Source organism: Gemmatimonadota bacterium (assembly GCA_016704275.1).
Lineage (GTDB): Bacteria > Gemmatimonadota > Gemmatimonadetes > Gemmatimonadales > GWC2-71-9 > Palsa-1233.
The window spans coordinates 741812-767340 of sequence record JADJAK010000002.1; the positions used below are offsets into that span (position 1 = coordinate 741812).

The 25529-nt window shown below is 68.7% G+C and carries 24 protein-coding genes and 1 pseudogene; 4 read left to right on the forward strand and 21 right to left on the reverse strand.

Annotated features, from left to right (window positions below):
* Positions 1-162 precede the first annotated feature (162 nt).
* From IPG05_07185 to IPG05_07230, 10 genes are all read right to left on the reverse strand, one after another.
* Complete coding sequence (locus tag IPG05_07185; protein ID MBK6494873.1) at positions 163-588, reverse strand: hypothetical protein; 426 nt, start codon at positions 586-588, stop codon at positions 163-165.
* Between the two features lie 25 nt (positions 589-613).
* Positions 614-1405, reverse strand: coding sequence for an ABC transporter permease subunit (locus tag IPG05_07190; protein MBK6494874.1), 792 nt, complete (start codon positions 1403-1405; stop codon positions 614-616).
* Positions 1402-2124 (reverse strand): ABC transporter ATP-binding protein, encoded by a 723-nt coding sequence (locus tag IPG05_07195; GenBank protein MBK6494875.1) that lies wholly within the window; start codon positions 2122-2124, stop codon positions 1402-1404. The genes IPG05_07190 and IPG05_07195 overlap by 4 nt, the downstream gene beginning before the upstream one ends.
* Positions 2121-3338, reverse strand: a complete 1218-nt coding sequence (locus IPG05_07200; protein ID MBK6494876.1) for a nitrous oxide reductase family maturation protein NosD — start codon at positions 3336-3338, stop codon at positions 2121-2123. Before IPG05_07200 ends, IPG05_07195 begins: the two co-directional genes overlap by 4 nt.
* Before the next feature lies 1 nt (position 3339).
* Entirely contained in the window at positions 3340-3804 is a 465-nt protein-coding gene (locus IPG05_07205; GenBank protein MBK6494877.1) for a hypothetical protein, read from the reverse strand.
* On the reverse strand, positions 3801-4385 hold the full coding sequence (locus IPG05_07210; GenBank protein ID MBK6494878.1) for a hypothetical protein: 585 nt from the start codon (positions 4383-4385) through the stop codon (positions 3801-3803). The genes IPG05_07205 and IPG05_07210 overlap by 4 nt, the downstream gene beginning before the upstream one ends.
* 1 nt (position 4386) lies before the next feature.
* Positions 4387-6423, reverse strand: a complete 2037-nt coding sequence (gene nosZ / locus IPG05_07215) for a Sec-dependent nitrous-oxide reductase (GenBank protein MBK6494879.1) — start codon at positions 6421-6423, stop codon at positions 4387-4389.
* A gap of 333 nt (positions 6424-6756) precedes the next feature.
* Positions 6757-7185: a hypothetical protein gene (locus tag IPG05_07220; GenBank protein ID MBK6494880.1), complete on the reverse strand. Its 429-nt coding sequence runs from the start codon at positions 7183-7185 to the stop codon at positions 6757-6759.
* A gap of 3 nt (positions 7186-7188) precedes the next feature.
* Complete coding sequence (locus IPG05_07225; protein ID MBK6494881.1) at positions 7189-7650, reverse strand: cbb3-type cytochrome c oxidase subunit I; 462 nt, start codon at positions 7648-7650, stop codon at positions 7189-7191.
* Positions 7650-7976 (reverse strand): cupin domain-containing protein, encoded by a 327-nt coding sequence (locus IPG05_07230; GenBank protein MBK6494882.1) that lies wholly within the window; start codon positions 7974-7976, stop codon positions 7650-7652. The genes IPG05_07225 and IPG05_07230 overlap by 1 nt, the downstream gene beginning before the upstream one ends.
* Before the next feature lie 186 nt (positions 7977-8162).
* On the opposite strand from IPG05_07230, the gene IPG05_07235 reads away from it, so the two are divergent.
* Both IPG05_07235 and IPG05_07240 read left to right on the forward strand, forming a co-directional pair.
* Positions 8163-8858 (forward strand): Crp/Fnr family transcriptional regulator, encoded by a 696-nt coding sequence (locus IPG05_07235; protein ID MBK6494883.1) that lies wholly within the window; start codon positions 8163-8165, stop codon positions 8856-8858.
* Positions 8859-8904: 46 nt separating this feature from the next.
* Positions 8905-9432 (forward strand): DUF2249 domain-containing protein, encoded by a 528-nt coding sequence (locus IPG05_07240; protein ID MBK6494884.1) that lies wholly within the window; start codon positions 8905-8907, stop codon positions 9430-9432.
* Between the two features lie 32 nt (positions 9433-9464).
* Here IPG05_07240 and IPG05_07245 read toward each other — a convergent pair whose 3' ends face one another.
* From IPG05_07245 to IPG05_07275, 7 genes are read right to left on the reverse strand one after another with little or no spacing between them, the layout of a single operon-like run.
* A complete protein-coding gene (locus IPG05_07245; protein ID MBK6494885.1) occupies positions 9465-10553 on the reverse strand; it encodes an ABC transporter permease in 1089 nt (362 codons plus the stop codon).
* On the reverse strand, positions 10550-11653 hold the full coding sequence (locus tag IPG05_07250; GenBank protein MBK6494886.1) for an ABC transporter permease: 1104 nt from the start codon (positions 11651-11653) through the stop codon (positions 10550-10552). Before IPG05_07250 ends, IPG05_07245 begins: the two co-directional genes overlap by 4 nt.
* Complete coding sequence (locus IPG05_07255; GenBank protein ID MBK6494887.1) at positions 11650-12387, reverse strand: ABC transporter ATP-binding protein; 738 nt, start codon at positions 12385-12387, stop codon at positions 11650-11652. Before IPG05_07255 ends, IPG05_07250 begins: the two co-directional genes overlap by 4 nt.
* Entirely contained in the window at positions 12384-13310 is a 927-nt protein-coding gene (locus IPG05_07260; protein ID MBK6494888.1) for an ABC transporter ATP-binding protein, read from the reverse strand. Before IPG05_07260 ends, IPG05_07255 begins: the two co-directional genes overlap by 4 nt.
* A 17-nt stretch (positions 13311-13327) precedes the next feature.
* A complete protein-coding gene (locus IPG05_07265; protein ID MBK6494889.1) occupies positions 13328-14191 on the reverse strand; it encodes an efflux RND transporter periplasmic adaptor subunit in 864 nt (287 codons plus the stop codon).
* A gap of 31 nt (positions 14192-14222) precedes the next feature.
* Positions 14223-15506, reverse strand: a complete 1284-nt coding sequence (locus IPG05_07270) for a TolC family protein (GenBank protein ID MBK6494890.1) — start codon at positions 15504-15506, stop codon at positions 14223-14225.
* Positions 15503-16105: a TetR/AcrR family transcriptional regulator gene (locus tag IPG05_07275; protein MBK6494891.1), complete on the reverse strand. Its 603-nt coding sequence runs from the start codon at positions 16103-16105 to the stop codon at positions 15503-15505. Before IPG05_07275 ends, IPG05_07270 begins: the two co-directional genes overlap by 4 nt.
* A 142-nt stretch (positions 16106-16247) precedes the next feature.
* Between IPG05_07275 and IPG05_07280 the strand changes: the two genes are divergently transcribed.
* Both IPG05_07280 and IPG05_07285 read left to right on the forward strand, forming a co-directional pair.
* Entirely contained in the window at positions 16248-17195 is a 948-nt protein-coding gene (locus IPG05_07280) for an MBL fold metallo-hydrolase (GenBank protein MBK6494892.1), read from the forward strand.
* A gap of 116 nt (positions 17196-17311) precedes the next feature.
* The gene (locus IPG05_07285; protein ID MBK6494893.1) at positions 17312-19018 is read left to right on the forward strand and encodes a response regulator; all 1707 of its coding nucleotides are present in this window, start codon (positions 17312-17314) and stop codon (positions 19016-19018) included.
* A 15-nt stretch (positions 19019-19033) separates the two neighbouring features.
* On the opposite strand, the gene IPG05_07290 is transcribed toward IPG05_07285, so the two are convergent.
* The 4 genes and pseudogenes from IPG05_07290 to IPG05_07305 form a co-directional block, all read right to left on the reverse strand.
* Positions 19034-19720, reverse strand: coding sequence for a VIT family protein (locus IPG05_07290; GenBank protein ID MBK6494894.1), 687 nt, complete (start codon positions 19718-19720; stop codon positions 19034-19036).
* A gap of 121 nt (positions 19721-19841) precedes the next feature.
* Positions 19842-20681, reverse strand: coding sequence for a metallophosphoesterase (locus tag IPG05_07295; protein ID MBK6494895.1), 840 nt, complete (start codon positions 20679-20681; stop codon positions 19842-19844).
* A gap of 66 nt (positions 20682-20747) precedes the next feature.
* Positions 20748-22595, reverse strand: a complete 1848-nt coding sequence (gene nagB, locus IPG05_07300; GenBank protein ID MBK6494896.1) for a glucosamine-6-phosphate deaminase — start codon at positions 22593-22595, stop codon at positions 20748-20750.
* Positions 22596-22855: 260 nt separating this feature from the next.
* Positions 22856-25280, reverse strand: a pseudogene (locus IPG05_07305) (TonB-dependent receptor).
* Positions 25281-25529: the final 249 nt, after the last annotated feature.

The following is a 25529-nucleotide window of genomic DNA, read 5'->3' on the forward strand; positions in this document are numbered from 1 at the left end:
GGGCGCCGTCGCGTTTGTCATCCTGAGCGAAGCACCCCGAAGGGGTGCGCAGTCGAAGGACCTCTATCCCGGCGCACGGAGAGAGGTCCTTCGACTTCGCGCCGGCTACGCCGTCGCTGCGCTCAGGATGACAAACTCTGCGGCACCCTTACGACCTACGACCTACGACTCGATCTTCACATGCCCCACCATCCCCAGCAACGCATGCGGGTCACACTGGAAGTAGAGCGTCTTCCCGACCGGGAAGTTCACGATCACGTCGAACGTCTGGCCTGGCAGCTGGAGCATGTCGCTCGCGGGCGGCAAGTTGGGGATCCCCGGGTTGCTGTCGGCGAGAAAGTGGACGTTGTGCACGCCGACCTGCAGCGTGAAGCGGAGCACATCGCCGGGATGCGCCTCGATCTCGGCGGGTTCATAACGGTTGCTGGTGCCATCGGTGATCATCTGGATCTCGATCACCTTGCCGGTCGCGGCGGGCGCGGTCGGTGCTGCGGGGGCAGCATCACCAGCGGGAGCCGCATCCTTCGCGCCACCACAGGCGGCGAGCAGGAGGGCGACGAGGGCAAGAGTGCGGGGGGTCATCGTCATGGTCAGATCCTTTCGGGTTACGAAGTCAGAAGTCTTTGCGGGCGAAGCTTCGCGCCGCAATCACGCAGGGAACCACCAGCCACAGGGCGAGCAACGACACCAGCATCACGCGGCCACCGCTGCTCCCCAGGCTCCGCTGCACCACCGCCCCGGTGTAGCCGAGGAGAGCGGCGGCGTCGCTGCCGAGGAGGAGGAGGACCCGCGCGAGATCGAACGGATTGAGGGCGAGCATGACCAGCATCGGCAGCTCGATGGGACGATCGCCGAAGAGCAGCGCCAACAGCAGCAGCACCCCATCCCAGAGCACCGCCGTCACCAGCCAGACCCCGAGCGCAATCCCCAGCGCCCGCACCTTGTCGTCGGCCCCGAGCGCGATCACGAAGGCCAGTGCGGTGGAAAGCATGGCGAGCCCAGCGGCAGCGCCAGCCAGCGCCAGCATCGGCACCAGGGCGTCGCCCAGGAGCATGCCGTGCCAGAGGAACGGCGCGAGCAGCCCGACCACCACCACCGCCGCCAACGGCAGCGCAGTGCCGAGGTAGAGCGCGACGAAGAGCGTGCGGCGGGCAATAGGCTGTGCCAGCAGCAGCTCGGTCATCTCGCGCGCATGGTGGACCTGCATCGTGCCGACCACCAGTCCGATCAACGGCGTGAGGATCAACACCACGTCGAGCAGCGAGACGCGCGTCGTGGCGCCGCCGCCACTGAAGCGCAGCAGCAGCTCGCCGATCAGCAGCAGCGTGGCGAGGAGACCGACCAGCCAGCGACCACGGAGGGCGTCACGCAGTACGGGTGGCAGGACGCGGAGGGCGGTGTTCATGCGACCGCCAGGCGGACGCCGCCGCCGAGGAGCCGCGCGACCGCGCGTTCGAGCGTCCGCTCGCCGGTGCCATGCGTCAGCGCCTTCACCGCACCCGCCCACGCCGCCTTCCCCTCGACGAGGAAGAGGACATCGTCGGCCAGCTCTTCGAGTTCCGGCAGGACGTGCGAAGTGATCAGCACCGTCGTGCCCCGCGCCCGCTCGGCGAGGATCCGGTCCTTGAGTACCCGCGCTGCGAGCGGATCAAGACCGGCCGTCGGTTCATCGAGGATGAGCAGCTTCGGCGCAAAGGCGAAGGCCAACACGGCATTGATCTTCTGCCGCGTCCCGCCGGAGAGTTCGCCAAGCGGCCGACGCATCGTGGCACCGAGGTCGAACGCCTCGGCCAGCGAGAGATCGGGCTGCGTTGTGCCGCCGCGCAGCGCAGTCACCATCGTCATCAGATCGCTGCCGCGCAGGTGCGCCGGGAAGTGGACGATCTGCGGCATGTAGCCGATCTGCGCCCGGTATTCAGGGCCGCCATCCAGGATCACGCCGTCGATGGCGACCTGCCCGGCCGTTGGCCGCGCGAGCCCCAGCAGCACCTTGAGGAAGGTGGTCTTCCCCGCGCCGTTCGGTCCGACGAGCGCGGTGATCCGCCCCGTCCTGATCTCGGCGTCGAGCCCGGCCAGCACCGTGCGCCGACCAAACCGCTTCACCACCCCACGCGTGACGATCATTCGCTCCCCCTGCCCCGCGACACGCGCGGGGCGCGGTCGACGACCTGCGCCGGCGTCAGTGCCGGCACCACCCGCTCCGCCGCATCGAGCACCCGGACAAAGAGCGCCCGCTGCAGCATCAGCGCCGCCGGGGCCCGCTCCACGAGCAGCGCGAAGAGCCGCACCGGATGGTGCGGCACGTCGCCGGTGCCGTCGTGGTCGAGGTCCCAACCGCGATACGCATCCCACCAGTTGCCGACAAACTCGGCATCGACCGTGCGCGCATTCACCGCGACGTCGAAGGTGTTGCCGGCGAAGTGATTGTCCGTGAAGCGCCCACCGCTGGTACTCGCCAGCAGCCGCACCGCCCAGCCGTTGCCGGTGAAGTGATTGCCGCTGGCCTCCAATCGCTCGGCGCCGTCGGCCAGCAATCCGGTGGTGTTGCCGGTGAAGTCGTTGCCGATGAGCGTGACGTCGGCGATCTCCTTCAACAGCAGCCCGTAGGCCGTGGCACCACGATTGGCGAGGAAGTGATTCTGCGCCATCCGCACCACGTGCGAGTACATCACCGCCACGCCGCTGCCGTTGTGCTGGAAGCGGTTTCCCTCGTACGCCGAGGAGTCGGAATACATGAAGTGGAGGCCGTAGCGGAAGTTCCGCTCGCTCACGTTGCGCCGCACGGCGGCGTGGCGAGTGAACTCCAGATAGATCCCGTCGCGATGGCCGCTGACCCGGTTGTCCTCGATCGTCAGATTGCGCGACCCCCAGGAATGGATCGCGTTGCCTGTGGCCGTTTCGGTGGAGGGGCGCCCCGTCACCACGTTGCGCCGCACCACGCAGCCCTCGGTCTGGGCCAGGTAGATCGCGAAGAAGGTGTCGTCGAAGCGACTGTCTTCGATGGTGCAGCTCGAGGCGCTGTCGACGTGCACCGCCGCGCGGTCCTCGTGGTACGAGCGGCCGGTGTTGCGGAAGGTGAGGCCGCGCAGCGTCACGTACGGCGCGCGGATCACCACGATCTCGTGCGACCCCTCGCCGTCGAGGATTGCGCCGGCGTCACCGACGAGTGTCACCGGCCGGTCCAGCTGGAGCACGGGCCCGCGCCACACCCCGGCCGCCACCCGCACCGTGCCGCCATCAGGCGCCGCCGCGACCGCCGCCGCAATGCTGCGGTAGGGTCCGTCCGGCGCCACCAGCAGCGGCCCCTGCACGGCGAGGAGCGCGGCGAGGATCAGCATGTCAGTGCCCGCCCGCGTGGGCGGTGGTGGTCTGCATTCCTTCCTTCGCAACGGTGGCACGGACCTCGTCCCATGTCAGCGCCGGCCCATCCCAGTCGGTGCGGCCCGCGGCCTTCGCCACGGCAACAAAGCCCTTCCCCATCGGAGACTTCCCCGTGGCGGTCCGATGGAAGCGCAGCTCTGCGACCGGGTAGAGCGTCCCGGGTGCCGACGCATCGGCAATCCAGACGCCGCGCGGCGGCTCCGGCTGGGCATCGGTCCACGCGGCGAGGCATTCGATCGAATCGAAGTGGAGCGTCCGCCCACCGCTGGTGATCGCGGCGGCGCCAAAGCGCTGATCGCTCACCGTCATCCGGCAGAAGTCGCAGTTGTCGACATCCCAGGCCATCGAGGGCGTCGACGGGGCACAGCTCATCAACCCCAGGACGGCAACGAGCGCAGTGGCCGCGGCAGCATGGCGGATCACGCGGCCTCCACCCGGCGGCGCGTCCCGACCCAGACGCCCGCCGCGAGCAGGAAGGAGACGCCGAGCGCGATGGCGCCGAGGCCGGGCCACGCGGTGGCGGTGAAGTTGAGCAACTGCTTGGAGCCGATGATCGGCGGCTGATAGCTCATCCCCGGCACGATGATGATCGCGTGCTCCATGTCGAGGTTGTGGCCGTAGTCGTATTCCCAGCGCCAGAAGTCCCAGAGGCCCACCGCGCCGAGCAGCGCGAAGACGGCCAGCCAGACCAGGATGCCGCGGCGCGATCCGCGCGCCGCGACGCCCAGCCCGGCCAGCACCAGCGCACCGATCAGGTACGGCATGTAGACCAGCTCGGGAATCGCCGACGGCGTGATCGGCTGCATCCCGATGTAGTGATTGAGCCCGTTGATGTTGTCGAGGTCGTGTTCCTTGATCCCCGTGACGGTGTGGGCATAGATGCGGAGGCCCAGCCCCTCGGGGTACTGCGGCGCCCCGAGGCGCACCTCCCACAGCGGCGACACCAAGGCCACCAGGCCGAGGAGGGCCGCAACCGCCAACAGGAGGCGCGCTCGGGTGCTCATCTCAGCGCCCGCCGGCCGGCATCTTCATTCCGGCATGCGGGTTGGCACCGGCGGGCAATGCCGCCGCCCGTGCCTGCTGCGTGGCTGAGCGGGGGCTCAGCCCGGCACTCAACTGCACCCCGCTCCCCGGGGCACTGACCCGGACGTAGCCCTGCATCTCCTGGTGCAGCGCCGAGCAGAAGTCGGTGCAGTAGAACGGGTAGACGCCCGCCGTCTTCGGCGTCCAGGTGATCGTCCGCGTCTCGCCCGGCTGCAGCACCAGTTCGGCGGTCTGCATCCCCAGCACCGCGAAGCCGTGGAGGATGTCCCAATCCTGCTCGATGTTGGTGACGTGCCAGTACACGGTGTCGCCGACCTCGACGCCCTCGATCACGTCCGGCGCGAAGTGCGAACGGATCGCGACCAGCTTCACGTGCACCTGCTTCCCCTTCCGCGACACCCCACTTTCCGACTCGGCCCGCACCACATACGGGTGCATGTTGTCCTTGAGCGAGAAGAACTTGATCTGCTTCTCCTTGATCAAGGACGCCGGCAAGGCCTGGGCGTAGTGTGGTTCGCCCTGCGTCGGGAAGTCGAGCAGCATCTTCATCTTGTCGCCGCTGATGTCGATCAGCTGCGCCGACTGCGTCAGCTCACCACCGGTCGGGAGGTAGCGATCCTTGGTGATCTTGTTCAGCGCCACGACGTACTTGCCGTAGGGCTCGGTGCCGTCGCCACCGGGGATCATCAGGTGGCCGATCGAGTAGTACACCGGCATCCGGTCCAGCACTTCCCAGGTCCCCAGCTTCCACTTCACGATCTCCGACGAGATGAACATCGAGGTGTAGGCGTTGCCCTTGGCGTCGAATTCGGTGTGCAAGGGGCCGAGGCCCGGCTTCTGCACCTCCCCGGCGATCACGGCATCGTACTTGAGGACCGGGATCCCCTCGAGCTCGCCATCGAACGCCTTCGCCTGGATCGCGGCGATCATCTTGGTGAACGAGTGCACCGGGATCACCGACGCGAGCTTGCCGCCGCCGACGATGTACTCACCGGTCGGGTCGATGTCGACGCCGTGCGGCGACTTCGGTGTCGGCAGGAAGTAGACCGCGCCGGGGCAATTGGTCGGCAGCAGCATCTTGACCGACGTCTTCTTCTCGCTCACCGCCGAGCGGGTCGAGGCGACCATGTAGTTGTGGCGATAGTTGGCCGGCACGCTCGCCGCCTTCCCCGCCGCCACGCACTTCTCGGCTTCCTTCCAGTTCACCGCGGCGATGTAGTCCTTGTCGTTCTTCGAGGCGTTCAGCTCGAGCTTGGTGTAGGCCTGCTCCGAGTTGTACGAGGTGAAGAAGAACCACCCCTCCGACTTCGCCTTGCCGGCGCGGCCGAGGTCGTAGTTGTAGCCCGGCATCAGGATCTGGAAGGCGATGTCCATCTTCCCGGGCTGGTTCGCCGTGACGAACGAGAGCGAGCCCTTGAAGTTCTGCTTGTAGGTCTCGATCGGCACGTCCTTGTTCGGCACCGGCACCGAGAAGCGGATCGCCGAGACGACGTACTCGGAGTTGGCCGTCACGAACGGCGACGCGTGGCCACCGGCCGCGTTGGGGATCTCGAGGATCTCGTCGGTCTCGAAGGTGGTCAGGTCGAGCCGCGCGATACGGGGCGTGTTGTTGGCATTGATGAAGAGCCAGCGCCCGTCGGGCATCCCGTTGGTCTTGGAGAGCTGCGGATGGTGGGTGTCATCCCAGGGCACCGGGCCGTAGGAGGTCTCGAGCATCGGCTTGGTCTCTTCGGAGTAGCCGTAGCCGTTCTCGGGGAACTGCGAGAAGACCGGGATCGTCTTGAGGAGCCGCCCCGACGGGAGGCCGTAGACCGTCATCTGCCCGCTGAAGCCGCCGGACATGAAGGAGTAGAACTCGTCGTGCTCGCCCGGCGCGACATACACGCGCTGGGCGGCGTCGCCGCTGACGAGTTGCTTGGGAGCCGTGTTGCCACACCCTGCGGCCAGCAAGGCGGCCGCCGCGAGCAACGAGGTCTGGGAGATGGTGCGGAGGGACATGCCCGCCTCATGCGCTTGGGGCCCCGTGGGGCCGGTCCGGTGCCGCTCCGCAGTCGCGGTGGCACACAGGGAGAATCGCGGAGGGGGGAGCGGGGCGCCGTGACGGTTGTCACAACGGCAAACAGCGAACGGCGAACGGCGAACGGGGGTGCAGCGGGGCTCCCAGAGGTGTCATCCTGAGCGAAGCGACGGCGCAGCCGGCGCGCAGTCGAAGGACCTCTATCCCAGGGCGCCGGAGAGAGGTCCCTTCACTTCGTTCAGGGCAGGTCCTTCGACTGCGCCCGCTTCGCGGGCTCCGCTCAGGATGACAGTGTTGGAGGCACCCCTCACCCCTCACCCCAACGCCGGCCCCCGCACCCTGCTCCGCAACGCCCCCACCCCAAATCCCATCCCGACCAACTGGAACGCGCCGCCGACGACTGTCAGCAGCCGCCAGCCGGCGGCGTTGCTGCTGGCATGCGCCACTTCGCCAATCGCACGCGCCGTGGTGCCCAGGGTGAGGCACCAGTAGGCCACCTCGCCGAGCCAGGGTTGGAGCGGTGGGGCGCCGCGCGGTGGGCGTGGGAAGAGCCAGAGCGCGGTGCCGAGGATGGTCGAGAGGATGGTGCCCACCAGCAGCAGGTGGGTATGCGCCGAGACGAGCCAGGGCGAGGGCCAGACGCCGCGGAGTTCGCGGCCGATGAGCATCCAGAGCCCCAGCGCGAGGCCGCAGCCCAGAAAGGCCGCGGCCGTCGCGAGGAAGCGCCGCGAGATCGGTGACATCGTCTAGCGCATCGCCGGCCGCTCGACCACCGGCATTGGTCGAGCCGCCGGAAGCCGCGTCGGGGGGATCGCGGCATGATCAAGGGTGCGCCAGAGGTTCCAGCCGAGGAGGTAGGCGCCCAGCGCGGAGAGCCCGCCGCCGCTGCCGAGCAGCCAGACGCCGAGCGGCGAACCATCGGCGCGGGCCGCAAAGCCGCACGCCACCAGCACCAGGCCGACGTTGGCCAGCACGAAGTGGACGGTCTGCAGCTTCGGCGCGTGCAGCGGCGTCGCCGCGAAGCGCGGGAAGACGTGATACGCGACGCCCGCGATCATCATCGTCACGAAGCCGAGCAGCAGGATGTGCAGGTGCACCGGCCGATAGCGGGTCCACGCCGGGTGAACCGCCATGGCGACACCGAGGGAGACGCCCGCTGTCAGCCAGAGCAGCGAGGCGCGCAGGAAGCGGATGACGGCGCGGTCCATCAGCAGGAGTCGCAGCAGTTGGCGCGCAGCGTCACGCGCAACTCGAGCGCACCGTCCGAGGCCTCGACCGAGTGCAGCACATTCGGATCGAGTTGCACCAGGTCGCCCGAGACGATCGCCCGCGGTCCCGCCTCCGCCACGGTCAAGATCCCGCGGCCTGCCATCACGAGGATGGTGATCCGCGCGTGATTGCGATGATCCGGCAGCGTCTGCCCCGGCGCGAACTGCAACGTGAACGAGCGCACGCCGCCGGCCTCCGATACATCGGTGACCAGGGGACGACCCGCCGGAGCGGTGGATTCAGGAACGAGGACCTCAGGCAACATCGACAACTCCACGTGGGGGACAGCTGGAGGATCGCAGGGTGGGGGGCGTGGGGCCGTGACGGTTGTCACAACGGCGGGTGACCAGTGACCTGTGACCCGTTACCAGGGGGCCTGACCTGCGGTGACTGGTGACTGGTCACGGGTTACTGGTCACTGCCGTCCCCGCCCCCACGGTTATCGTTGAGCATGGCCTCCCCCGCCGACATCCTCCGCGGTATCCCGTTCTTTGCCGACATCCCCGAGCCGGTGCTCGAGAAGCTCGCGTCGCGCTGCGTCCCGCGCACGGTCGGCGACGGCTTCACCCTCTTCCGGAACGGCGACCGTTGCAGCGGCCTCTATCTCGTGCTCGATGGTCAGGTGCGGATCTATCGCACCGCCACCGACGGTCGCGAGCAGACGCTCTCCCTCGAGGGCCCCGGCCGCCCCGTCGCGGAGCTGCCCCTCTTCGATGGCGGGCCCTACCCCGCCTCGGCCGTGACAGTGACGCCTTCGCGCCTCGCCTTCCTGCCGCGCGCGGAGTTCGAGCACGCCTTCCAGACCGACCCCGATGTCGCCACTGCCGTCGTCCGCGCCCTCGGCGCGCGGCTCCGCCATCTGGTGCAGCTGGTCGAGACGCTCGCCTTCCGCGACGTCGCCGCGCGCCTCGCCATGCTGCTCGCCGACCAGGCCGACCAGCGCGGGACGGTGGTGGGCGACGGCGTCCGCCTCGAGCTCCTGCGGACCCAGGAGCAGCTCGCCGCCGCGATCGGCACCGCGCGCGAGTCGGTGTCCCGCGCCATGAAGCAGCTGAAGACGAAGGGGCTGATCCGGTCGCAGGATGGCAACATCCTCGAACTGGTCGCCACGGCCCGGCTGCGCGAGTATGCGCGGGGCGAGGGATGAGACATCCGTCACGGCGGGCAGGCGCCGTCTCGACGAGATTGCCCGGATGACCTCGCCGTACGGCAACATGCTCCCCGAGTTCGATCCGTCGACCATCGTCGACCTCGACGTGCGCGACGAGCTCGCCGCGGGCCGCGAGCCGCTGCCCCAGATCCTCAAGGTCGCCGAGCAGCTCGGTCCCGGGCGGGTGCTGCACCTCCGCTCCCCCTTCCGCCCCTCGCCGCTCTCCGCCCGCCTCGGCCACCTCGGTTTCGCGTCACACTCCTTCTGTTTCGGCGACGACGACTGGTCGACCTGGTTCTGGAAGGCCGACACGCCACTGCGTGCGCCGACCACCACCCTCGAGGTGGAGCCGGCGCCGAGTGGCGTCCTCGACCTGCGCTTGCTCCCGCCGCCGGAACCGCTGCTGGTGATCCTGCAGCGAGTGGAGGAGACGCGCGAGTCATTCGATGTGCTGCTGCCCTTCTTTCCGGAGCCGCTCGTCGCGCTCCTTGAACCGGCCGGTCGCCGCGTGACGCTGGTCGAATCGCGGGCCGATGGAGTGCAGGTGCGAATCGAAGCGGGTGAGGGGTGAACCGGTAACCTGCCCCGTTCACCCTTCACCCACTAATCCAGCGTCTTCCGCGTCTGCACCACCGCCAGGCCCAGCACTGCCGCCCCTGCAATCCCCAGCCCGAGAATGGTCGGTCCCACGTCGGCGAGCCCCGCCCCGCGCACCAGCACCGCCCGCATCAGTCCGACGAAGTGCATCACCGGATTGGCATGGGCCACGGCCTGCGCCCAGTCGGGCATTGCCTCCAGCGGCGTGAAGAGGCCGCTCATCAGCAGGAAGATCAGCAGCACGAAGAAGGCGACGAACATCGCCTGCTGCTGGGTCTGCGTCACCGTGGAGATCAGCAGCCCGATGCCGAGCGCCACGGTGAGATAGACCATCGCCGCAAGGAAGACGATCGGCACGGCGCCCACCGTCGGAATCGCGAAGACCAGCTTGGCCACGGTCAGCCCCACCGTGAAGATCCCCATCGCGATCATCCAGAAGGGGAGCAGCTTGGCCGTGATGAACTCGCCCTTGGTGACCGGGGTCACGTGGAGCTGCTCGAGCGTGCCGAGCTCCTTTTCGCGCGTGATGCTCTGCGCCGTGAGGAGCAGTCCGATGATGGTCGTGAGCGACACGAGGATCCCCGGCACCATCCAGTCCTTGTAGCGGCGCGTCGGGTTGAACCAGCCGCGCTGGCGAATCTCCAGCGTACTCGGCACCCCGGCCTGTCGTTCGACGATGGCCTGGGCGGCCTGCTGAATGAGGCCGGCGACGGCGCCCTCCTCCGCGTTGATCTGCAACTGGACCGCGGTCCGTTCGCCGCGCGCCATGGCCGCTTCGAAACCCTCCGGGATGTGCAGCACGGCAGCCGCCTCGCGGCGGCGCAACACCGCCTCGATCCGATCCGGTGCGATCGCGGTCCCCACCACGGTGAACTCGCCGCTCCCCACCAGTTCCGCCACCATTGCGGCCGAGGCCACGGTGCGATCATCGTCCCGCACCAGCAGGCGGGTGGCACCGGTGTCGAACGTCGTCGCGTTGGCGAGCACGACGAGCTGGATGAGCGGAATGGCCAGCACTTGCACCAGGGTCGGCGGATCCCGGAAGACCTGCAACACTTCCTTGCGCATCAAGGCGCCGATCGTCCGGATCTTCATGGCAACCGGATCGCGAGGCGGCGAATGCCGATACCGAGCAGTGCCACCGACATCGCCGCCAGGATGGCCACCTCGCGCCAGAGGTCGGCGAGTCCGGCGCCCTTGATCATCACGCCGCGGACAATGGTGAGGAACCACCGTGCGGGGATGAGGTGGGAGACCAGCCAGAGCGGACGCGGCATGGCGTCGAGCGGAAAGATGAAGCCGGAGAGCATCAGCGTCGGCAGGAGCAGCCCCGCGAGCGCGGCCATGATGGCGGTGCGTTCGGTCTCCGCCGTCGTCGAGATGAGGATCCCCAACCCGAGGGAGGACACCACATAAAGGAGCGATGCGCCAAGCAGGAGGAGTGGGTGGCCACGCATCGGGACGCCGAAGACGACCCGCGCCGCGAGCAGCACGGTGACCATGTTCGCCATCCCGAGCACCACGTAGGGAGCCACCTTGCCCAACACCACCGCCGAGGGCCGAAGCGGCGAGACGAGCAGGAGCTCCATCGTGCCCCGCTCCTTCTCGCGGGTGATCGAGATCGCCGTCATCATCGCGGCCACGATGGTGAGGATCAGCGCGATGAGCCCGGGCACGAAGAGGTTCACGCTCTCCAGCGTCGGGTTGAAGCGCATCCGCGTCAGCAGCGTCACGCCGCCAGACGGCGCCGGTCCCGATCGCTCGGCATGCCACCGGCGCAGGAGGGCGCCGGCATATCCCTCCATCACGCGACCGGTGTTCGGGTCGGAGGCATCGGTCACCAGCCCGACCACCAGCCGCTCGCCCCGGGCCAGGCGCCGCTCGGTATCGGGCGGGAGCACGATCGCCTGGCGCACGGTGCCGGCGCGGAAGGCCCTGTCGAGCGTCGCCTCGCTGTGCAGCGTGCCTCGCAGCAGGAACTGCTCCGATTCCGCGATCCGCTCCACCAGCGCGCGCGTCGCCGCGTCGGGCGCAGGGGCCACCACCACGATCGGAATCGCGCGCACGTCGGTCCGCACGGCAAAGCCGAAGAGCAGCACCGACACGACCGGCAGGAGCAGGAGGATCGCCAGCGTCTGACGATCCCGGAGGAGATGCAGCGTCTCCTTGCGCACCAGCCCCCGAAACGCGCTCATGGTGCGCCCGCCGCGCGGGTGAGGGTGAGGAAGACCTCATCGAGGGTGGCGACACCGACCTGCGCACGGACCTCGGCTGGGGTCCCCATCGCCGCAATGCGACCATCCACCATGATCGAGAGCCGATCGCAGTACTCCGCCTCGTCGAGGTAGTGCGTGGTCACCAGCACCGTGGTGCCCTCGGCCGCGGTGGCGTAGATCAATTCCCAGAAGCGTCGGCGCGTGATCGGATCCACGCCGCCGGTCGGTTCGTCGAGGAAGACCACCTCCGGGCGGTGCAGCAGCGCGACCATCAGGGCAAGCTGCTGCTTCCACCCGAGCGGCAGCTTCTGCACCAGGGTGTCGCGCGATTCGGTGAGGCCGATGCGTGCCAGCAGCTCGTCCATCCGCGTGCGGATCTGGTCGCGAGTGAGTCCGTAGATGGTGCCGTAGAGCTCGACGTTCTCGCGGACCGTGAGGTCGTCATACAGCGAGAAGCGCTGGCTCATGTACCCGATCCGCCGCCGCACGCCAGCGGGATCGGTGCGCACGTCGGCCCCCGCCACGGTGGCCTCGCCATCGGAGGGGGCCAGGAGGCCGATCAGCATCCGGATGGCCGTCGTCTTCCCGGCGCCGTTGGCACCGAGAAAGCCGAACACCTCGCCGCGCGCCACGGTGAGGGTGATCGCATCCACCGCGACGAAGTCGCCGAAGCGACGGGTCAGGTTCGTGGCCTGGATCGCGGGCGTGGTCACGCCGCACGCTCCCGCTCGGCGAGTTCATGGATGAACACATCCTCGATCCCCGCCGTGATCGCCTCTCCAGCGAGGTCGGCAATGCCACGCGACGCCGCCCATGCCCGCAACTCGGCGAGCACCACCTCCGGGGCCATGCCGGTGCGGGCATCGGTATAGTGCACCGTTTCACCGAACGGCCACGCCCCCACGGCGTGCGGGAAGGCGCGCAATGTGGCGAGCATCCCGATCCGATCGGCGGCCCGCAGGGCGAACAACGGCAGGGGGAATCCCGCGCTGATCGCCGCTGGTGTGTCCACCGCCAGGAAGCGCCCCCCCTGCATCAGCGCGACGCGGTCGCAGCGCGAGGCCTCGTCCATGTATGGTGTCGAGACGAGGATCGTGAGATCGTCACTGCGCAGCGTGTCGAGCAGGTCCCAGAACTCGCGCCGAGACACGGCATCCACACCGGTGGTCGGCTCGTCGAGCACCAACAGCGTGGGACGATGCACCAACGCGCAGCAGAGGGCGAGCTTCTGCTTCATCCCCCCGGAGAGTGCACCAGCGCGCCTCGCGGTGAATGGGGCGAGTTGCGACCAGATCGGGGCGATGCGAGCCATGCCCGCTTCGACCGTCGTGTCGAAAACGTCTGCATAGAAGGCCAGGTTCTCCGCCACCGACAGGTCGGGGTAGAGCGCGAAGCGTCCCGGCATATAGCCGAGCTGGGGGCGCACGGCCCATGGCGCACCGGCCACGTCGTGGCCGAGGACCACGGCAGTTCCCCGGTCCGGAACAAGCAGCGTGGTGAGCATCCGAAAGAGCGTGGTCTTCCCCGCGCCGTCGGGCCCGATGACGCCGAACCGCTCGCCTCTTGGCACCGTGAATGACACGCCATCCACCGCGCGCGTGGCGCCGCGTGCCAGATGCACGTCGCGCACGACGATGGCGGGCTCGGCTGCGGTCACGGCGTGGCGGCGGCGAGCACGAGTTCGCCCGGCATGCCGACCTTGAGCGTTCCGTCGGGATTGGCCACGCGCACCTTCACGGCGTAGACCTGCGTGACCCGCTCATCGCGCGTCTGGATCGGGGTCGGGGTGAACTCGGCCCGCTCGGCGATCCAGGTCACCGTGCCCGTGTGCTCCACGAGCGTTCCCTCGCCGCCGTCCGTGCGCACCGTCACCGTGGCGCCGAGGCGGATGGCCGGCAACTGCGCGCCACTCACCCACGCCCGAAAGGTGAGGGTGTCGAGTGCGGCCATCACGACCATCGGCCGCCCAGCGGTCACGACTTCGCCCGGTTCGGCGATGCGCACGAGCACCGTGCCATGCAGCGGTGCGCGGACGACCGATCGCGTCACCCGATCCTCGAGCTGTGCCACCTGCGTGCCGATCGCCGCAGCTTCACGGCCGATCGTGGCGCGTGTCGCCTCGACCCCGCCGAGCTGTGCCACCAGCACCGCCACTTCGCGCTCGGCACGGTCCACCTGCTGCGGCGTTGCCGCCTTGGCCACGGCGAGTCGGCGCATCCGCCCCTCGTCGCGCCGGGCCAGCTCGAGCTGCGCCTGCAGCGCCGCACGTTGTGCCGCCACCTCCCCGAGGCGCGACGTCACCGTGGCGCGGCGCGCCTCGAGCTCGTCACGCTGCAGCGCGAGTGGCCCGGCATCCACTTCGGCGATCACGTCCCCCGCTGCCACCTTGTCGCCCTCGCGCACCGCGACGCGCGTCACCGGGCCGCTCGCCTGCGCCGCCACCGTCACCTCGTCGGCCTCGAAGGTGCCCCAGGCCGCCGTGTCGTCCTTGGCACATGCCCCAAGCAACAGCAGCACGGGCAGACTCCATCGCATCATCGTCATCGGGTCACTCACGGGCTGCGGGGATCGCGATCCCCAGGGTGGTCAGAAACGCGGCCTCGGCACGCACCAGTTCGGCACGGTGCCGTCGCTCGGCGAGCCGCGCCTCGGCGAGGTCGGTGCGCGCCTCGACGTAGCGCGCAGCCGTGATGATCCCTTCGGCAAGTTCGGCCTGCGCAGCCTGCTCGATTTCCGAGCGCAGCGTGATCAGGCGGGCATCGTCGGCAAACCCCTCGCGAAGGTGGTGGATCATGGCCAGGTCGGCCTCGACGGCGCGCGACAGACGCGCGGCGAGCGCCAGCGCATCGGCCGCCACCACCTCGCCCTGCGCGCGCAGTGCGCCAGCCGAGTGCTCGGCCGAACGCCAGGTCCACGGGCGCCACGTCACGCGCACGCCGCCCTGCCAGAAGGCCGCAGGATCGGGTTCGAACTGGTTCAACCCCGGGCGGCCGACGCCACCCTCGGCGAATGCGGAGAGGGTCGGGCGATTCTCGGCGGCGGCGAGCGCGGCCTCGCGCGCGAGTCGATCCTGCGTGGCCTGGAGTTGCGCGAACTCGGGCCGGTGGCGCAGCGTGTCGAGCGCCGTGGTGGCGATCGCATCGACGACGCCACTCAGCACCGGCCCGACGAGTCGCACACTGGCCGCCAACGTCGTGTCGGTGAGCCGTGACAGCACGGCGATCGCGGCCTGCCGCTGGACGTCGGCCTCGGCGCGGCGCCGCACGACCGTGAGGCGCTCGGCGGCAATCGCCGCCGTGTCACGGGGCAGGGCAAGACCCTCTCGTACCCTGGCGCGGACTTCGCCGAGTCGCGAGGCGAGGTCGGCCGTGACGGCATCGAGTTCGTCCAATCGCTCCTGCAGCAGCCACGCCCCGAAGAAGGCCGTCTCGGCCTCACCACGCAGTGCGTACAGCGCGACGCGAACCCCGGCCTGCTGCTCGATCAATCGCGCCGATTCGAGCGCGACTCGTCCCTCCACGAGGCCGCCGTCGAACAGCAGTTGCTCGGCCTGCAGCACCGCCTGCCAGCGATCACGGGGAGGCGGCGTGATGTTCGCCCCTGGCAACTGCACCCGGGTGACATCGCTCTGGTGCGTGGCCTGCGCCCGGATCGCGAGCTGCGGCAGCCGCGCGCTGCGCAGGACGGCGGCACGCTGCTCGGACGCGGCCGCGAGCTGGTCGCGCTGCCCGCGTCGCGGATCCATCGCTTCGGCACGGGCGTGCACCCAGGCGAGCGTGAGGGAATCCTGTGGCGCCGGGGCGAGGAACAGTGTGGCGACGAGGAGGATCATGGCCTGAGCCCCGCGAAGAAGAAGGTGACGACCTGCTCCGCCCGCTGGTCGAGGAACTGGTCGTACTCGGCCTCGCCGATTCCGACGATGTGACGGATCATCGGCCGGGCCACCACCGGAAAGACCAACAGGGAGATGAGATTCACCATGAACTCGGTGATCGTGACCGGGCGGATGGTCCCTGCGGCCGCCGCGGCATCCAGCTGCGACTGCAGCAATTCAAGCGAGGGACGACCGTGCCGCCCGACCAGCGAATCGAGCCGCTCGGGCGCCATGTGGATCTCGCTCAGCAGGTAGATCGCCATGTAGGGATGCGCGCGGTGGAACGCGACCTGCCGTTCGGACACGCGCCGGACCCGCTCCGCGAGGGATAGATCGGGCGCGGAGAGGACACCGAACATTGACGGAAGCAGCACCGAGGCGACTCGCTGGAAGACCGCGTCGGCGAGTGCCTCCTTGGTGCCGAAGTAGTAGTGCACCAGCGCCTTGTTGACCCCGGCCTCGGCGGCGATTTCCTGGGTCCGCGCTCCTGCGGTGCCGCGGCGGAGGAAGACCCGGTGCGCCGCATCGAGAATCCGGTCCGCCGTCGAAGGGTCCACGACCGGTTCCGGGGTCGTCACGGACCCGCGGCGCGACTTACTTTTTGGTTTAACCATTTGGTTAAACTACGGCACCGCCTCCGGTCCCGCAAGGGGAGCGGCGAGACTGGAGGCCAACGCGACCCGCGGCTTAGTTTCCGAAATGCGCCATACCCCACCCTTCGCCGCCGTCATCGTGCTCGCGCTCTTCGTGCATGGCGCGGCAGCCCAGTCTCCGCGCCGCTTCCCGGCCGCCTCGCCCTGCACCGCCGCCCAGCGTGCCGCGGGGTGCTTCATCGTCCTTGGCTCGGGCACGCCGGTACCCGATCCGGAGCGTGCAGGACCTGCCTACGCCCTGGTCTACGGCGAGCGCACCTTCCTCTTCGACGCCGGCGCGGGGGTCATGCGTCGCGTCGCGGCGGCCGGGCTCCCGATCGATGGCGTGACCGCCGCCTTCCTGACTCACCTTCACAGCGACCACACCCTCGGCCTCCCCGACCTCCTCCTCACGACCTGGACCATGGGACGCCGAGGACCGTTCCCGCTGATTGGCCCGCCGGGCACGCGCACCATGGTCGATCGCCTCCTGGCGGCGTGGCAGGAGGACATCACCGCGCGGATCAATGGCCTCGAACAGGGTCAGCCGGCCGGTCCGGGAGTCACCGTGATCGAGTCGCGCGGGGGCGTGGTGTACGACAGCGCCGGCGTGCGGATCGAAGCGATCCCCGTGACGCATGGTGAGTTTGCCGTCGCATTCGGCTATCGGATCGTGCTGCCGACGCGGACCATCGTCCTTTCGGGGGATACCGGCCCGGGCGATGCGCTCCTTGCGGCGGCACGCGGCGCCGACCTGCTGGTGCACGAGAGTTATCCGTCGGTGCGGCTGAAGCCGGAGGCTCGGCCGGGTGGCGATGCGTGGCCGGCGTACATGCACAGCGTGCACACCAGCGACGTCGAGGTGGGGCAGCTCGCCGTACGCGCCAACGTGAAGCAGGTGGTGCTGACGCACATCGTGCGGATGGGTGGGACCGATGCGGAGCTGCGGGCCGGCGTGCGGCGCGGCGGCTTCAGGGGCCTCGTCGCGGTCGCGCGGGACCTCGCCGCCTATTGACGAGTGGCAGCGCCGCTCTGGCGTGAAGTGCGGTGGGGCGCGATACTCCGACTCGGGCCCGACCACGACCGACCCCTCCCTTCGGATCGCCGGGCCCCTGCACCGAAGGATCGCGAATGACCGAGCCCGCGGCGAACGAGACAGAAGCGGCCCTCCGTCTGCGGACCACCCTCTATCACATGATGGCGGAAGCCAACCGCGCGGTGCTCACGGCCGAGAACCGTGAGCAGCTCTTTCAGGCGCTCTGTCGAATCGCGGTCGACACCGGTCGCTTCCGTTTCGCCTGGATCGGCATCCCTGCCGACGGCATCGTGAAGCCGACCACCTGGTCCGGCGATGACGGCGGGTACCTCGCCGCGTTGCAGCTCTCCCTCGACCCGTCCGATCCGACCTCGCAGGGACCGACCGGTCAGGCGGTCCTCGTCGGCGCAACGACCGTCGTCAACGACTTCCTGTCATCGCCGTTGACCGCGCCGTGGCACGAACCCGGCCAGCGATCGGGCTTCGGTGCCTCTGCGGCGTTCCCGCTCCTCGAGTTGGACCGGGTCGTGGCCGTTTTGAGTCTCTACGCCGAGCAGCCCGGCTTCTTCACGCCGGAGCTGATCGAAACGCTCGGCGAGATCACGCCCACGGTGTCGCTCGCCCTCACCGCCTTCGCCAAGGCGGCGGAGCGGAGCACGCTCGAGGCGCAGGTGGTGCAGGCGCAGAAGATGGAGGCGGTGGGGTTGCTCGCCGGTGGCGTCGCGCACGACTTCAACAACATTCTCACCGTGATCACCGGCTGTGCCGAGTTGCTGCAGGCCGAAATTCCCGGCGATCACCCGTCGCGCGAGTTGCTGGGCGAGATCCGCGAGGCGGGGGAGCGCGCACGCAACCTCACCCGGCAACTGCTCGCGTTCAGCCGGCAGCAGGTGGTGTCGCCTCGGCCGCTCGACCTCAACGACGTGATCGGCGGCAGCGAGAAGATGATCCGTCGGCTGATCGGCAGCGACATCGCGCTGACCACCGAACTGGAATCCCCGCTCTGGACCACGACGGCGGACCCGGGCCAACTCGAGCAGGTGCTGCTCAACCTCGCCGTCAATGCACGCGATGCGATGCCGGACGGCGGGGCACTGGTGATGCGGAGTCACGCCACGGTGCTCGCCCAGCCCACGGCCGAGGTGCCCGCTGGCGAATTCGTCGTCCTCGAGATGGCCGACACCGGAATGGGGATGACCGCCGAGACGCGCGCACACCTCTTCGAGCCGTTCTTCACGACCAAGCCGCCCGGCATGGGGACCGGACTGGGGTTGGCCACGGTGGCGACGATCGTGCGCGACGCGCTCGGCTATGTGACCGTGGAGAGCGAGCCCGGCAAGGGCACCACCTTCCGGGTCTACCTCCCGCGGGCCGAGGGCGTCGTGGCGACGGCTGTTCCGGTGTCGTCGCCCGGCGCGCTGCCACGGGGCACGGAGACCATCCTGTTGGTAGAGGACGATGACGCGCTGCGCCATCTCGTGCGCACGATGCTGCGCGGCCTCGGCTATCAGGTACTCGAGGCCGCCAACGGCGCGGCGGCGATCATGCTGTCACGTGGCCGGAAGGAGCCGATCGACCTGCTCCTGACCGATGTCGTCATGCCCCATCTCGGCGGCCGCCAGCTCGCCGACGTCCTGCTCGGCGAGCGCCCCGGTTGCCGCGTGCTCTTCCTGTCGGGCTACAGCAGCGACGAGATGATCCGCCGCGGCGTGGTGGACTCGGCCGCGACATTTCTGCAGAAGCCATTCACCGTCGGCGAGTTGGCGGAACGTGTCCGCTCGGTGCTCGGTCCGGCGGGGTGAAACTGGGGGCAGTCGCTACACCACCGTCCCGAACAACCGCCCCACCAGCGCCGTCACCCCCATCGCCACCGCCCCCCAGAACGCCACCCGCATCGCGCCGCGCACCCGCGAGGCGCCGCCGAGCTGCGCCGCCACCGCACCAAGTCCGATCAGCAGCACGATCGTGACGGCCACGACACCGATCGAGAGGATGCTGGTCGGCAGGACTGCCGCGAGGATCGCCGGTGGCGCCGCTCCCACGGCGAACGACGCCGCCGAGGCGATCGCCGCCTGGATCGGCTTGGCGGTGGTGAATTCGTGGATGCCGAGCTCGTCGCGCGCATGGGCACCGAGGGCGTCGTGCGCGGTGAGCTGCACGGCCACTTGTCCGGCCAGTTCCGGGGTGAGGCCGCGCTTGACGTAGATGCCGGTCAACTCGGTGAGCTCCGGCTCCGGATCGTTGGCGAGCTCGCCACGCTCGCGCGCGATGTCGGCCTGCTCGGTGTCGGCCTGCGACGAGACCGAGACGTACTCGCCTGCCGCCATCGAGAGTGCCCCAGCCGCGAGCCCCGCGACCGCCGCGACGAGGATCGCCGCGCGATCAGGGGCCGCCGCGGCGACACCCACCACGAGCGACGACGTGGAGATCAGGCCGTCGTTGGCGCCGAGCACGGCGGCGCGGAGCCAGCCGATGCGATCACTGCGATGGCGTTCGATGTGCATGAGCAACTCCCGCTGGGGGATGCTGAAAGGCGAGTGATCGGTGATCAAGAACCAGTGACCAGTGACCCGTGACCCGTGACCCGTAAGGAGTTGCTCCGGGCACACGTCACAGGTCCCAGGTTCACCGGTTCACCGTTACCGGTTCACCCTTCAACCGAAACTCCGTCACCTCCGGCCGCGCGTTGAAGCGCGCCCGAATCAGATAGCCGACGCCGCGACTGATATAGAGTCGCCGTTCGCCACGCACGGCGATCTCGCCTGAGGTGTAGCGCGGATTCTCCACCGGAAGGATCGGTGGTGGCAGGAACGGCGGCTTGCACTGCCCGCCATGGGTGTGGCCCGCCAGGATCCACCCCTGGTAGCCACTCCAGATCGGGTGGTCGGCGGCGTCGGGATTGTGGCAGAGCACCAGCCGCGGCGCGTCGCTCGCCGCCAGCAGCGCGGGCGGTGGCGTGAAGTACGGCCCCCACAGGTCCTCGAGGCCGATGATCGTGAGCCCCTCGACCACCGCGGCCTCGTTGCGCAGCATCCGCACGCCGTGCGCCTCGGCACGCGTGGTGATCGCCTCGGCCACGGCCGGCATCCGCCAGTTGGTGCCGTAGTCATGGTTGCCAAGGATGCCGATCGTCGCGAGCTGGCCATGCGGGAAGGAAGCAATCAGTCTGTCAAATGATTCGAGCTGCGTGCGGCGACGATAGCTGATCCAGTCGCCGGTCATCACCACGATGTCCGGCCGGAGCGCCGCCACCGTGGCGAAGGTGTCGGCGATGTAGCTGTCGTCGACGCGCGGACCCATGTGCAGGTCGCTCAACTGCACCAGCGCTTTTCCCTCGAGCGACGCAGGAAGGCCGCGGATCGGGAGATCGCGCGTGACGACCTCGAGCCACTCCGGCTCCCAACCGACGGCGTAGCCGAGCGAGGCGAGGCCCGTGCCGACCACTGCACCGCCTGCACGCAGCAGCTATCGCCGCGTCGGTCAGTTCGATGCATGCGCGGCTGATCGAGTGATCGATTGATCGATCATCGTTCACCCAACAACGTAGGCTTCCATCGCGAAATACTCCGCCAATCCCAACTGGTTGAGGAGTTCCGCGGTCCCCTTGTTGCGCGCCTCGACCCGTTGCCAGAACTCACGATCGTCCTGGCCAGGGAAGGGAGCGGAGTCCTTCTGTGACTGGTGCTTGAAGATCGCCTGGATCTTGAGCTTGAGCTCTTCCTGCGCGAGTGGCACCAGCCACGTCGCCTCGGTGACCGGCCACTCCTGCCACGCGCCGCGGTAGAGCCACACCTCGGGGGTGATGCCGAGCGGCTTGACCTCGTGGAGCGCCAGCTCGATGGCGTCCTTGCAGAGGCGGTGGGTCCCGTGCGGATCGGAGAGGTCGCCGGCGACGAGCACCAGATCGGGATTGATCTCTTCGAGCAACGCGCGGATGATCGCGACGTCGCGCGGGCCGATCGGATCCTTCTTCACCTTGCCGGTCTGATAGAACGGCAAGTTGAGGAAGCGCGCATTGTGCCGGGAGAGGCCGAGGGTCTCGATGCCGCTGACGGCCTCGCCTTCGCGGATCACGCGCTTGAGGTCCTGCACCTCGGCGGAGTCGATGTCGCCCGGCGCCTTGGCATCGAGCGAGGCGCGCACCCGTTCGGCGAGCGAATCGACGGCGCGCCGGCCGAGGTGCGCGTCGCTTGCGAGCCGCTCGATCACTTCCACATACCGCAGTGCGTCATGATCGAAAACGGCGATGTTGCCGCTGGTCATGTAGGCGACGAGGATCTTGTTCTCGTTGAGGATCAGCTTGCGCAGGATCCCGCCCGCCGAGATGACGTCGTCGTCGGGGTGCGGCGAGAAGCAGATGATCGTCTGGCCCTTGGGGAGCTTCGAGCGGCCGCGGATCTTGGCGCCGAGGGCGTTGAAGGCCGCGCCATTGACGGCACCGGCCTCGCCATGCCGCGCCACGAGCGGCGAGAGGTGATGCTCGGCGTAGTCGGCCTCGGTGAGCTTGAGGATCGCCTTGCCGGCCGTCTGCGAGAGCCACGCGACGGCACGCAGTTCGAGGTCGGGGGTCCACTCGATCTCGTCGAGCAGCCACGGCGTGGCGATCCGCGTCAGGTCGGCGGAGGCGGCGCCGTCGCAGTACACGACGGTGTTCGGGTGCTGCTGCAGGAAGGTCGCGGCGACGTGGTGGTCGATCTCGCCTTCGATCGCGCGGCGGAGGATCCCCGACTTGTGCTCGCCGGTGGCGAGGAGCAGGATCTCGCGCGCCTCGAGGATCGTGGCGACGCCCATGGTGATCGCCTGGCGCGGGACGTTGCGCTCACCGAAGAAGTCGGCCGCGGCATCGCGGCGCGTCACCGCGTCGAGCGTGACGAGGCGGGTCCTGGAATCGGCGCCGGAGCCGGGCTCGTTGAAGCCGATGTGGCCGGTCTTGCCGATGCCCAAGAGCTGGAGGTCGATCCCGCCGGCGTCCCGGATCTGCTGCTCGTAGGCGGCGCAGACCGCGTCCACTTGCTCCCGATCCACCGACCCGGGCGGCACGTGGCACTTCGTCGGGTCGAGGTCGACCAGATCGAAGAGGTGCTCGCGCATGAAGCGATGGTACGAATGGAGCGACTCCGGGGCCATCGGCCAGTACTCGTCGAGGTTGAAGGTCTCGACGGTCTTGAACGAGAGCCCCTCCTCCTTGTGCAGCCGGACCAGCTCGGCGTAGACCCCGACGGGAGTCGATCCGGTGGCGAGGCCGAGGACGGTCCCCTTCCCCTGGGCGGCGCGGGAGCGGATCAGGTCGGCGATGCGGCGCGCGGCGGCGCGCGCCAGGGCTTCCGGCGGATCGAGGATCTCAACCGGGAGGCGTTCGAGGCGATGGAGGGAGGCCATGACCTAAAGTAATGCCGGAATAGCGGCCGGTGACCTGTAACCAGTGACCCGTGACCAGGGGCGCGGCGGCGGCCGCGCGGGTGAGGGGTGAGGGGGGTGCACCAGCATTGTCATCCTGAGCGAAGCGACGGCGCAGCCGGAGCGAAGTCGAAGGACCTCTTTCCGTTGTGCAGGGAGAGAGGTCCTTCGACTGCGCAGCCCTTTGGGCTGCTGCGCTCAGGATGACAACTTTGGAGACCGCCCCCCTCACCCCTGATAGCCTAGAACTTCCAGGTATACCCCAGCCGCACCACCTGCGTCTCCAGGTAGTCGGTGCTCTCGAGCCGGAAGTCGGTGCCATTGATGGTCCGGCGGACCTGCATCGTGTTGAGCAGGTCGGTGGCATTGGCCAGAATTTCACCGCGCCCGCGCATGACGCTCTTCCGCACGCCGATGTCCAGCGAGTAGCGACTGCCGATGCGCCCCTGCGGAAAGAGGTCCGGCGCGAGGTAGATGCTGGAGACGCGCGTCTCCCAGTCGCCGGGGAGCCGCAGATTGGCGTTGACCTTCAGCGAGCCGGAGGTGAGCGACGTCTTCGCCGCCGAGTAGGTCACCGGCACCGGATAGAGGTTCACCACGGTGAAGGCACCGATGCTCGTGCGGTAGAGGTTGGCGTTGGCGCTGATCGACACCGCCGGCGACACCGTCTGCTGCCACACCAGCTCCGACCCGGTGATCCGGCTGCGCCCGGCGTTCTGGAAGACGTTGTAGAGGAGCGGACTCCCCGGCGCCTGCGTGGCGATGCGGGTGATGGTCGCGTCGACGATGCGATGATAGCCGGCCGCGTACAGGCTGCCGCCGGACCACGCCGTCCGATACCCCAGGTCCATCGACGTCGTGAACTGCGGGCGCAGGCCGGGGTTGCCGACCTTGATCAATTCCGGTTCGTCGTACTTGGGGAAGATGCGAATGTCGACTTCGTTCGGGCGATCGACGCGCCGATTGAGGAACAACGAGAGCTTGTGATTGTCGTCGAGCTTCCACGCGAGGCGCACCGTGGGAAACGGCCGAGTGTAGCTGTAGCCGTCGCTCTGATAGGTGTTGTGGTCGGGGTTCACGTCGTAGTCGACCAGCACGCGTTCGAGGCGCAGCCCGCCCTCGACCTCGAGCTTCGGCCCTTCGAAGACATACGTGCCGTACACGGCGGGGATCCGCTCCTTGTACGTGGCCCATCCGCCCGCGCCGCTGTCAATCGGCGACCGCTCGCCCGGGAAAAAGCGCATGTCGACCGGAATGGAACGGTAGCGGCCCTTGAAGCCCAGCTCTACGCGCCCCTGCCGCAGCGGCCGGACGTAGTCGACGTTGAGGTCGCCGATGTGCTCGTCGGAGAGCAGCTTGAAGGAGTCCTCGCCAACGAAGTCGGGGAGCGTATTGGTGAAGAAGTACTTCTCGTCCTCGCGATGGAACGAGTAGTTGCCGGTCACCGTGACCGCGTGGCCCGGTTGCCGGAAGCGCCGCGTGTAGACCGCCGAGCCGAAGGCGGTGTACTTGACCTCGTCCTCGAGAAACTGCCACAGCCGATAACGATTGGTGACGTCGCCCGTGTAGTAGGGGTTGTCGCCGTCGTCGATGATCTTCTCCCGGTTGCCCAGCGCCGACACACTCAGCGTGCTCTGCGCGGTGAGGGCATGATCGACCCCGGCGCTGAGCGTCTGGTAATCGGTGGTCCTGTTCCGCAAGAGCTGCTGGATGATGACGGTGCCGTCGTCGTAGGTGCGGGTGGCGAAGTCATTCCGGTTCAGGGTGGGCGAGTGGAGCCAGTCACCTCGCAGGAAGGTGTTGGTCCCGCCGGAGCGATGGTTGACGGCAAACGACGGATTCAGCTTCGGCGTGTACAGCTCCTGCGGACGGATGCCAGGGAGGTTGTCGCGCCTGGACCAGAGGGCGCCGGCGCCGGCGATCATCCCGAGGCGGCCGTTCCAGCCGTCCCGCTTCTCCTGCTTGAAGATCAAATTGATGACGCCGGCGCTGGCATTGGCGTCGTACTTCGCACCGGGATTGGTGATGATCTCGATCCGCTCGATGGCCGACGCGGGGAGGTTCTCGAGGCCGCTCTGCGCGGCGATGCCGGTGAGCGCCGACTGCTTGCCGTCGATCAGCACCGCGACCTTGTCGCTGCCGCGTAGCAGCAGCCTTCCGTCCTGCCCCAGGGTGACCCCTGGGAGCGCCGCCATCGCCTGGACGACCGAGCCCCCGGCCTGCGCAATGTTGTCGGCGACCCGGGTAGCTCTTGCGGTCCATCGCCCCTGCGACTTCGTCGGCGGTGGCGGTGGTGGTGACGTCGCCGAGGACGGCTGCGACCGCCGTCATGCGCAGCACGCCGAGGTCGAGGAAGGCGCTCAGTTCGCCGACGAACACCGACTGGCTGAGCGGTGCGTAGCCGATCAGGCGGGCGTCAAAGAGATAGTTGCCCTTGGGCGTCCCGCCGAAAGTGAAGCCGCCTGCGGTGTCGGTGAGTCGGCCGGCCACGAAGCTGCTGTCGCGCGCTCGGCGCAGCCGGACGGTCAGGTACGGGATGCCTTTGCCGGTCGCGGCGTCGACGACGCGGCCGGAGACGGTGACGCCACCGGACTGGGCCGCCGCGGGCAGCGCCGTCGCGAGCAGGAGCAACGGCAGGAGTCGAAGGAGACGATTGAAGGGAGCCATGCCGGAACTTAATGCCCGGACGGGATCATCTCGATTCCCCCGCCGAGTGTCATCCTGAGCAGCCTGCCCTGAGCGCAGCGAAGGGAAGCGTCGGCGCAGCCGGCGCGAAGTCGAAGGACCTCTAGGACGGTCGAGAGGTCCTTCGACTTCGCAGCCCTCCGGGCTGCTCCGCTCAGGATGACAATCCTTGGGCGACCGCCCCCCCCTCATCCCTCACCCCGCGCGGCCGACGGCCGCGCCCCCTGGTCA